A 10,455-nucleotide genomic window follows, 5' to 3' on the forward strand; every position below is an offset into this window, starting at 1 on the left:
CACCCCGAAAGGAAGCATTCCCTGATCGACTGACGGATTTTTCCTACAACACACGTCGAAGGACGTGCACGCTATCGACGTCATCGTTTCGTCTGGAGTGCAGACGTACGACAGCGAGCAGGACATTCGCGTACTGGACATCGCACGTTCTGCCGATCACGTCATCCCGGTTCTCCGCACGCGTCGCAAGCGCGGCCATCGGGAGCATTTCGCGTTGACAGTGCGAGAGCCGGTGCACGAGCATCCGCTCTTCAAGCAAGGAGGCTGAAGACATGCGCAAGCTGGGCATCGTGCTGGTTCTGTTGGTGCTCGCCTTGGGCGGCGGATGGGTGCTGTCCAACACGCTGGTAATGCATCTGCTCGAATTGCCCCCGAACGCGCAGGCATGGAACACCTGGTGGCAGTACCTGCACGCCGCACGTCGGCCGGAGTTTGCTCCCTTCGCTGGAAAAATCACGCTGGGTGTCGCAGCGGGTTTCGGCCTGCCATTGCTGGGCTGGATGGGTGCGTTGATACCGCTGCTGTGGCGCCCGCGCGAGTCGCTGCACGGCGATGCACGTTTCGCCACCATGTCCGACCTCAAGAAGGCCGGGCTTCTCCGCCAGACCCCACAAAGCATCCTCATCGGCAGTTACAGGGGCCGCTACCTGTGGCTGGGCGGCGCGCAGCATGTCATCACCATCAGCCCCACCCGCTCGGGCAAGACCACCAGCATTGCCATTCCCGTGCTGCTGTCCTATCAGCACTCGATGGTGGTGCTGGATCTGAAGGGCGAGCTGTTCAAGGCGACCAGCGGATGGCGCCAGGCGCAAGGCCACGCGATCCGTGTATGGGCGCCGTACGACGAGGGCGGCAATACCCATCGGTTCAACCCCATGACGCCGCTTGCGGGCATGGATGCGGGCAAGCGCATCGGTGAGCTGCAGACCATCGCTGCCATCCTCTACCCGGATGAAGCAGGCAAGGATCCGTTCTGGACCTCTCAGAGCCGCGCGGCGTTCACGGCGTTTGCGTCTTTCATGTTCGAAGGGTGGGATCACCTGGTGAGCGCCGGTTTTCCGGACATGGATCCCAACACGGATGAAAGCTTTCCCAGCCTCGAGCGCATCCTGCGGCTGTCCAGCGGCACCAACGGACAGACCACGCAGGAGATGTTGCGCAGCTTTATTTCCGACCCCAGCTACAGCTTCGTCAGCGCACAGACGCGCACCGTGTTCGGCAACCTCGCAGGTCTGGCAGATCAGACCTTCTCCTCGGTCATCGCCACCATGCAGGCCCCGCTCCAGCAGTTCCTCAGCCCGATCCTTGCGGCCGCCACCAATGCTACGGATATCCACGTGGCGGGGCTGCGCACGAAGCCGACCACGCTGTACGTGATCATTCCCACCAACAAGCTGGACGAGAGCAGCAAGCTGCTGAACATCTTCTTCAGCAGCGTCATCGGCAACAACCTCACCAAGCAGCTTGGCGAGGATCCGGCGCTGAAGTACCAGATGCTGATGTTGATGGACGAGTTCACCGCCATGGGGCGCGTGGACGTGTGGGCCAAGCGCATCTCTATCTCGGCCAGCTACGGCGTGCGCGACCTGTGCATCGTGCAGAGCCGCTCGCAGCTCAAATCCGCGTACGGCGAGGACGACGCGCAGAACTTCATCACCAACCACGGTGCGCAGATCGTGTTTGCTCCGCGGGAGCAGAGTGACGCCAATGAATACAGCGAGATGCTCGGCTACAAGACCATCCGCAAGAAGCACCAGAGCACCAGCCGGGGCCGCGGAACCAACCAGGTGTCCACCAACGTCACCGAGGAAAAACGCGCGCTGTTCCTGCCGCAGGAAATCAAGGAGCTTCCCGCGGATGACGAGCTGATTTTCTATGAAGGCTGCAAGCCCATTCGCGCCAAGAAGAACTGGTTCTTCAAGGATCGCGAGCTCAAGAAGCGCGCGGATATGGCCCCGGTGAAGATCAAGCTGGCCGCGCGGCCCATGCGCGGTACGGGTGCTGCCAGAGAGGTTGTCCGTGCGGAGGGCGAGGAGGCCGCAACATGGCTGGGATCCTGAGCGCCGGTTGGGACGTCGGCGCGCTGCGGCCGGGTGCGGCGATAGCGCTGCGGCACGCCACTACAGTGGGCACCAGCACTGCGGCACCCAACGTTTGAACAGCGTCGTGAAACCCTCCTATGTAAAGGAGGCGGTGCGAAGCTACGTGGGCCGGAGGTCGTCGCCGACTCCATCAAAGGCCTGCTTTTCCGAGTATAGGCAAGCCGCATGAAAAACCGACTCTACCCAACGGCATTGATCCCGCTTTTGGCTCTGACCACAGGATGCTCCATGACACACGGTAGCTCGTCAAACCCCGCAAGGAATCCGCATCCGGTCAAGCGCTACGAAGTGACAGCGACGTCCAGCGCGCCGGGGCCTTGGGATTCCGTCGAGGGCTATATCGGATATGACATCGTCAATACCGAATGCATGCCGCTAGCCCCTTTTCTTGGCGAACGAAGCCTGACGAGCATTGGTGTCTTCATCAAGATGGATCGCGTGGAAGAGAATACTTGGCGCGGCTACTTCTATCGCGACGCTCTCCAAGACGAAGATTACGCCGATCTCGGTGTGTGCCACTGGGACGCCACGAGCATAAGTGTCAGCACCACGGCTCAAGGGGTTAGGTTCGCCTGGAGCGCTCCTCTTGATGAACTCTTACGCCACGGGCCGATTAAGAGCTACTTCAAGCGAAGCGCATACGGGGACCAATCGTTCGCAAGCGATGGCGCGCCTAACTACTCTCCTCTTCGGCCCGAGTACAAGCAGAAACCGGGCGAGTTCTTCCCTGTCACTATCGCCGTCAGTGAGAGTGTGAAATGACTTCCGTGGTGCAGGAGCGAGCAGATGCGGCAAATGACTCATATGCCAACCGTCCGCAGAGCGATGTTGATCAGAAGAAAGAGGTAGTTCTTGGCGGTCAGGTGTACAAGGTCTTCGGCTACGCGAGCAATCCGATAAGCGGGTTCCATGCTACCGCCTATCAAAGTGAGACTACGGGCAACATCATCATTGCCTACCGCGGCACCGACCCTGGCCTGTTTTCCGGCAAGACCCACGCCGAGAGACTGGATCACGCGCTCACCACCATGCAGGACATTGCGGTCGATGCCACGATGGTGCGCGACGTCGTCAATCCACAGCAGGAAGCTGCAGACGCCTTTACTCAGGCGATGATCGACAAGGCCGCCAGGCAGGGCATTTCCAGGGATCGCATTTTCGTCGCCGGTCACTCGCTCGGCGGTACGCTGGCGGAAATCGAGGCGGCTAACTTCGGATTGGCCGGCTCGACCTACAACGCCTACGGCGCGGTGGGCCTGATCAACGGCCCGCCGCGACCGGGCACACACCTAACCAACTACCGGATGGCCGCAGACGTCGTCAGCGCCGCCAATGCGCATATCGGCGAGGTAGTGTCGCTGGCCAGCAAGGAGGATGTGCAAAGCCTCCGCGACGGCCGGTACCTGGACGCGCCCGTCGGTGCGCCGCCACCGAATGCACTGATCGCGATGCGGCTGGACGACCACGGCGGCGTACAGCACTTCGGTAGCCAAAGCCCGGACAACATCCTCCAGCCATTCCATTTCACGGAGGCGGCGCAGCGCTACGCGGACAACAGGGCGGGGTTCGACCATTTCGTCGCCGACGTTTCCCGTGAGCGGGGCGAGTTGTCCCAGGCGATGAAACACTTGCAGGAGCACTATCGCCTGCCGCCGGACATCCAGAGGCAAGTGGACGAATATCTTGTCTTGCACGCCGACCAGCCGGTCCGCAGCGCAGTCGAACACAACGGCATCGCGGAAGGCGTCGAGCGCACCCTGCAACTGGGCTCGGATTTCGCACGTGGCGCCGGCTACCTTGTGCAGGCCCAGGACGAACGGTTGGCCTTGGCCGCGCGTGAGGCCGGTGCCTATGCCGCGCCCCTCGGGCCGTTGGCACGGCTTACCGGCAATGCAGTGAGCGAAGCGGCTCACTTGCACGGGCAGGTTGCCGGTGCCATGGGACATTTTGCTGGTGACCGACTGCAGTTGGCCAAGGTCGAGATCGAGCAGCGCGCGCACGACGTCGCCGACACCGTCGTGGGGGCCATGCACTCCCCGGTGGTGCAGGGAGCGGCAGCCAGCTTCGTCAATCACGTGATCGACAGCTATCACACCGACCATGCGATCGGGCGAACCGTGGTTCACGCCTACGAGTCCACCACGCATGCCATCTCGGAGGTGGTCGAAAACACGGGACGGGCGGCCAGCCGGACATACGATGCGGCCAGGCATGCGGCGTCGCACGGGATCAGCGCGGCCGAAGACGCTGCCGGCGAGGCGTACGACACGCTCACCCATCCCGGCCGGTGGTTTGGGCACAGCTCGACGCCAACGTCGGGCGCTCCTATCGGCGCCATGCATCGCGCTCCCCCGGTGATTGGGGGAGCAGGCCGAAGCGAGGAGGATCCGCGCCATCCGGCCAACCCGGAGCATCGGCTTTACAACGAGCTGCATCGGCGCATTCCTGATGCATCGGAAGGCCGCCTGATGCAGTTCACCGCGGCATGCCATGTCAGCCGGATCACGGCCGACAACCTCTCCACGATTCACCTGGATGAGGCGCGAATGACGATGGGTTTTCGCGGATCGAGCATTACGTCGACACCCGCCGTGGTCGACCTGAGCAGGCCGCCACCGGAGCCGCAGCAGTCGATCCAGCAGATCCGGCAGCACGATCAGCCCCAGATGCAGATGGCCGGACGGATGCATCCGAACGTGGGCACGGACCCGCACATGCAGCCCTGATCGGAGGCTGGGTGGCGCGGTCAGGATCTGCTTGTCATCCTTCGCGTGGCTGGTCTTGCCGCTCTCAACACTGGCAACGTGGGAATGTGCTCGGGTCGTGGCGCACGACGAGCCTGGTGAGGTGCCACGCGCCAGCGTTTCCTGGCATCCAGCTCGCCTGTCTTCCGGACGCTGGGCTCGCGAACCTGCTTTCGCGGGAGTTCAGCCCACCGCCCTCTCACGTGCTGCCAGCTCCTGCACCGCCTCTTTCCCCATCGCCCCCAAGCCCTCACCACCAGCCTCGAGGTGCGCAATGATCGCGCGGCGCATGGTGGGATCCCAGAACTTGCGGATGTGATCGGCCACACCGGCTACGCCCGTGGCATGGTCGGGCTCCGCGGCGAAATAGCTCGCGATGTCGTTGACCATCCGTATGAGGGGTTCGGTGTTCATGGCGAATGGTTCCGTGCGCAAAGGCGTGGCCGCCTGAGTGAGTATGTGAGCGGATTGCGCGACGCCGCGTGGCGCCGCGCGGTGGCGGTCAGCGGTCGGCGGGTTCGGCCGCGCGCAGCAGCTCCTGCTGCTCCTGGTCGAAGCTCTGGAAGCGCTTCTGCCAGCTGGACGGCTGGCTGACCTTCAGCACCTGCACCGCGGTCACCTTGTACTCGGGGCAGTTGGTGGCCCAGTCGGAGTTGTCGGTGGTGATCACGTTGGCGCCGGAGCCGGGGAAGTGGAACGTGGTGTAGACCACGCCCGGCTGCATGCGGTCGGCAATCTTGGCGCGCAGCACGGTCTCGCCGCTGCGGCTGGAAATGCCCACCCAGTCGCCGTCGTTGATGCCGCGCTCCTCGGCGTCGTGCGGATGGATCTCCAGCCGGTCCTCTTCGTGCCACATCGAGTTCTCGGTGCGGCGGGTCTGCGCGCCCACGTTGTACTGGCTGAGGATGCGCCCGGTGGTGAGGATCAGCGGATGCTCGGCGTTGACCTTCTCGCGGGTGGGCACGTACTCGGTAAGCATGAAGCGGCCTTTTCCGCGCACGAACTCGTCCACGTGCATCACCGGGGTACCTTCCGGCGCGGCGTCGTTGCAGGGCCACTGGATCGAGCCGAGCTGGTCGATGCGGTCGAAGCTGACGCCGTGGAAGGTGGGCGTGAGTGCGGCGATCTCGTCCATGATCTCGGACGGGTGCGCGTAGTTCATCGGGTAACCCATGGCCTGGGCGATCTTCTGGGTGATTTCCCAGTCGGCGAGGCCGGACTGCGGCTTCATCACCTTGCGCACGCGCGAAATGCGGCGCTCGGCATTGGTGAAGGTGCCGTCCTTCTCCAGGAACGAGCTGCCCGGCAGGAACACGTGGGCGTACTTGGCCGTCTCGTTGAGGAACAGGTCCTGCACCACCACGCACTCCATTGCGCTCAGTGCGGCGGTGACGTGCTGGGTGTCCGGATCGGACTGGGCGATGTCCTCGCCCTCGACGTACAGGCCCAGGAAGGTGCCATCCAGCGCGGACTCGAACATGTTCGGGATGCGCAGGCCCGGCTCGTCCAGCAGCGGTACGCCCCACGCCTTCTCGAACAGCTCGCGGGTGGCGACGTCGCTGACGTGGCGGTAGCCGGGGAACTCGTGCGGGAACGAGCCCATGTCGCACGACCCCTGCACGTTGTTCTGCCCACGCAGCGGGTTCACGCCGACGCCTTCGCGGCCGATGTTGCCAGTGGCCATGGCCAGGTTGGCGATGCCCATCACTGCGGTGGAGCCCTGCGCATGCTCGGTCACGCCCAGGCCGTAGTAGATGGCGCCGTTGCCGCCCGTGGCATACAGCCGGGCAGCACCGCGCACGAGATCGGCGGGTACGCCAGTGGTCGCCTCCATGGCCTCGGGGCTGTACTTGTCCTGCGAGACGAAGGTCTTCCACCGCTCGAACGCTTCCGGCTCGCAGCGGGCGGCGACAAAATCGTCTTTCACCAGGCCTTCGGTGACGATCACATGGGCCAGCGTATTGAGCAGCGCCACGTTGGTGCCGGGCTTGAGCTTGAGGTGATAGTCCGCCTGGATGTGCGGGGTGCGCACGAGGTCGATGCGCCGCGGGTCGACCACGATCAACCTGGCGCCCGCGCGCAGGCGCTGCTTCATCTGCGAGCCGAACACGGGATGAGCGTCGGTCGGGTTGGCGCCGATTACCAGCACCACGTCGGTCTGCTCGATCGAATCGAAGTCCTGTGTGCCGGCCGATTCTCCCAGCGTGCTCTTCAGGCCGTAGCCCGTGGGCGAGTGGCAGACGCGGGCGCAGGTGTCGACGTTGTTGTTGCCGAAGCCGGCGCGGATCAGCTTCTGCACCAGGTACGTCTCCTCGTTGGTACAGCGCGAGGAGGTGATGCCGCCGATGGCGTGCTTGCCGTGCTCGGCCTGGATGCGCTTGAACTCGCTGGCGGTGTAGGCAAACGCCTCATCCCAGCTCACCACCTGCCACGGATCGGAAATCTTCTTGCGGATCATTGGCGTGGTGATGCGGTCGGGATGGCTGGCATAACCAATCGCGAAGCGGCCCTTGACGCAGGAGTGGCCGTGGTTCGCCTGGCCGTCCACGTTGGGCACCATGCGCACGATCTCCTCGCCCTTCATCTCGGCGCGGAAGCTGCAGCCCACGCCGCAATAGGCGCATGTGGTGGTGACGCTGTGCTCGGCCTGGCCGCGCTCGATCAGCGTGGTCTCGGTGAGCGTGGCGGTGGGGCAGGCCTGCACGCAGGCGCCGCACGAAACGCATTCGGAGCCGAGGAAGTCTTCGTTCTGGCTCGGCGACACCTTCGACTCGAAACCGCGGCCCTGGATGGTGAGCGCGAAGGTCCCCTGCACCTCGTCGCAGGCGCGGACACAGCGCGAGCAGACGATGCACTTGGACGGATCGAAGGTGAAATACGGGGTGGAGGTGTCCTTGGCCACGAACAGCGGATTGGCGCTGCCGTCGGACTTCTTCGCGTGGACGTGGTTCTCGCCGTCGTAGCCGTAGCGCACCTCGCGCAGGCCGACGACGCCGGCCATGTCCTGCAGCTCGCAATGGCCGTTGGCGGGGCAGGTGAGGCAGTCCAGCGGATGATCGGAGATGTACAGCTCCATCACGCCGCGACGGATCTCGGCCAGCTTCGGGGTCTGCGTGGCCACCTTCATGCCCTCGGCCACCGGCGTGGTGCACGAGGCGGGGTAGCCGCGGCGGCCTTCCACCTCCACCAGGCACAGGCGGCACGAACCGAAGGCATCGAGCATCTCGGTGGCACACAGCTTCGGAATGGCGATGCCCGCCTGCGAGGCGGCGCGCATGATCGAGGTGCCTTCAGGTACCTGCATCACGCGGCCGTCGATCTCGACGGAGACCGTCTTGGCGGACTTGACGGCAGGCGTGCCGCGATCGATTTCGACGATGGAAAGCATGTGAACCTCCGGCGCGCGGTGCCTCAGGCGGTGCGCGCGAAATCTTCTGGGTAATGATCCAGTGCGCTCAGCACGGGAAACGGCGCCATGCCGCCGAGGGCACACAGCGATCCGTGCAGCATGGTCTGGCACAGGTCGCGCAACAGCGCTTCGTCCGCTTCACGTTCGGTGCCGGCCATCATGCGGTCGATCACCTCCACCCCGCGGGTGGAGCCGATGCGGCAGGGCGTGCATTTGCCGCACGACTCGATCGCGCAGAACTCCATGGCGTACCGCGCCATCTGCGCCATGTCCACCGTGTCGTCAAAGACGACAAAGCCGCCGTGGCCGAGCATGGCGCCGACGCTGACAAAGGCTTCGTAGTCGAGCGGTGTGTCGAATTGCGAGAGAGGCATGTACGCGCCGAGCGGTCCACCCGCCTGCACGGCCCGAACGGGGCGGCCCGATCGCGACCCGCCGCCGTAGCCGTCGACCAGTTCGCGCAGCGTCACGCCGAAAGCCTTCTCGATCAGACCGCCGCGGCGGACGTTGCCGGCCAGCTGGATCGGCAGCGTGCCGCGCGACCGGCCGACGCCGAAGTCGCGATAGAAGGCAGGACCCCGGTCGAGAATGATCGGGACGCTGGCGAGCGAGATCACGTTATTGACGATCGTCGGTTTGCCGAAAAGCCCTTCGACGGCGGGGAGCGGCGGACGATACCGGACCTCTCCCCGCTTGCCTTCGAGGCTCTCGAGCATCGACGTCTCCTCGCCGCAGATATACGCGCCGGCGCCAATGCGCAGATGGAGATCGAACCGTTTGCCGCTTCCGAGCACGTCGGCCCCGAGGTATCCTCGATCGTACGCTGTCGCAATCGCCGTTTCGAGCGTCCGTCGGGCGTGCGGGTATTCGACCCGCAGGTAGATGAAGCCTTCGGTCGCGCCCACGGCGATCCCGGCGATCGTCATCCCCTCGATGACCACGAACGGATCGCCCTCCATCACCATTCGATCGGCGAACGTACCGGAATCCCCTTCGTCGGCATTGCAAGTGACATACTTCTGCGACGCCGGTTGATCGAGGACCGTCTTCCACTTGATGCCGGTTGGCAACGCCGCGCCTCCGCGACCGCGCAGGCCGGAGTCGGTGACGGCCTGCACAATTTCGGCGCCCGACATGGTCACGGCGCGCCGCAGCCCGCCGTACCCGCCGTGGGCGAGATAGTCGTCGATGCCGATCGGATCGATGATGCCGACGCGTGCGAACGTCAGCCGCTCCTGATTTTTCAGGAACGGAATGTCTTCCGTCGGGCCGAGCGCCAGTGCGTGCGCGCCCCCGGTGAGAAAACCCGCGTCGAACAGTCCCGCCACGTCGGCGACCGAAACGGGTCCGTACGCGAGGCGGCCGGACTCTGTCTCGATCTCGACCAGCGGCTCCGCCCAGTACATGCCGCGCGACCCGTTGCGGACGATCGTGATTGGGATATCGCGCGCGGCCGCCGTGCCGGCAATCGCGGTCGCCACTTCTTCGGCGCCGAGAGCGAGGGCTCCCGAATCGCACGGTACAAATACCCTCGTCGCCGCTCCTGCTGCTGCACCCACCGTGGTTCGCCCGGGGCGGATCCGCGGCGCCGAGATGAGGTGGTCAAACCGTTCCGGCGTCATGCGGACGTGGACATTGCCGTCAATCATCATCGCCGGCGCGCACGAGCATTGGCCCAGGCAGTACACCGCCTCGAGTGAAAACTCTCCATCGCCGGTCGTCTCATGCACGCCGATTCCGAGCCGTTGCCGGACGTGCGATTCAAGCGCACGCGCATCCATCGACTGACAGGCCTCCGCCCGGCAGATCTGCACGGTGCGCCGTCCGGGCGGAGCGTCCCTGAAAAAATGGTAGAAGCTGATGACGCCGTGGACCTCGGCACGGGACAGATTGAGGCGGTCCGCAATCTCAGGCACGCTCGCAGGGGGCACGTACCCGACCGTGTCCTGCACGGCATGCAGAATCGGCAGAAGCGCCCCAGGCGTGTCCTTCCAGGTGGCCACGATCGCCGCTACCCGCTCGGAAATTTCAGGGTCGAGCGCCGACATTCGGCATAGTTTACCTCGCACGCTACAATACGCCGCGACGACCCAGAGTGTCGGAAGGGTGAGGTCCGACGATGCCGTCCCCCAATCGCTGGCGCATTCCGATCGGCGCCGTCGCCGTGCACATCTGTATAGGGTCGGTGTACGCCTGGAGC

6 protein-coding genes are annotated in these 10,455 nt (G+C 64.5%); 3 read left to right on the forward strand and 3 right to left on the reverse strand.

Features of this window, described 5'->3' with window-relative positions; all coding sequences use genetic code 11:
• Positions 1 to 272: 272 nt before the first annotated feature.
• The 3 genes from VFG40_RS06240 to VFG40_RS06250 all read left to right on the forward strand — a co-directional run bounded on the left by VFG40_RS06240 (position 273) and on the right by VFG40_RS06250 (position 4,828).
• On the forward strand, positions 273 to 2,060 hold the full coding sequence (locus VFG40_RS06240) for a type IV secretory system conjugative DNA transfer family protein (protein WP_324896018.1): 1,788 nt from the start codon (positions 273 to 275) through the stop codon (positions 2,058 to 2,060).
• Between the two features lie 207 nt (positions 2,061 to 2,267).
• Positions 2,268 to 2,864 carry a hypothetical protein gene (locus tag VFG40_RS06245; protein WP_324896020.1) on the forward strand — a complete coding sequence of 199 codons (597 nt, stop codon included), beginning with the start codon at positions 2,268 to 2,270 and terminating at the stop codon, positions 2,862 to 2,864.
• Positions 2,861 to 4,828 carry an alpha/beta hydrolase family protein gene (locus VFG40_RS06250; protein ID WP_324896022.1) on the forward strand — a complete coding sequence of 656 codons (1,968 nt, stop codon included), beginning with the start codon at positions 2,861 to 2,863 and terminating at the stop codon, positions 4,826 to 4,828. The genes VFG40_RS06245 and VFG40_RS06250 overlap by 4 nt, the downstream gene beginning before the upstream one ends.
• A gap of 201 nt (positions 4,829 to 5,029) precedes the next feature.
• Here VFG40_RS06250 and VFG40_RS06255 read toward each other — a convergent pair whose 3' ends face one another.
• The 3 genes from VFG40_RS06255 to VFG40_RS06265 form a co-directional block, all read right to left on the reverse strand.
• Complete coding sequence (locus VFG40_RS06255) at positions 5,030 to 5,260, reverse strand: formate dehydrogenase subunit delta (protein WP_324896024.1); 231 nt, start codon at positions 5,258 to 5,260, stop codon at positions 5,030 to 5,032.
• Between the two features lie 88 nt (positions 5,261 to 5,348).
• Positions 5,349 to 8,234 carry a formate dehydrogenase subunit alpha gene (gene fdhF / locus VFG40_RS06260; protein WP_324896027.1) on the reverse strand — a complete coding sequence of 962 codons (2,886 nt, stop codon included), beginning with the start codon at positions 8,232 to 8,234 and terminating at the stop codon, positions 5,349 to 5,351.
• A gap of 23 nt (positions 8,235 to 8,257) precedes the next feature.
• A complete protein-coding gene (locus tag VFG40_RS06265; protein ID WP_324896028.1) occupies positions 8,258 to 10,303 on the reverse strand; it encodes a formate dehydrogenase subunit gamma in 2,046 nt (681 codons plus the stop codon).
• Positions 10,304 to 10,455: the final 152 nt, after the last annotated feature.

Source organism: Dyella sp. (assembly GCF_035685805.1).
In the GTDB taxonomy this organism is placed as follows: domain Bacteria; phylum Pseudomonadota; class Gammaproteobacteria; order Xanthomonadales; family Rhodanobacteraceae; genus Dyella_A.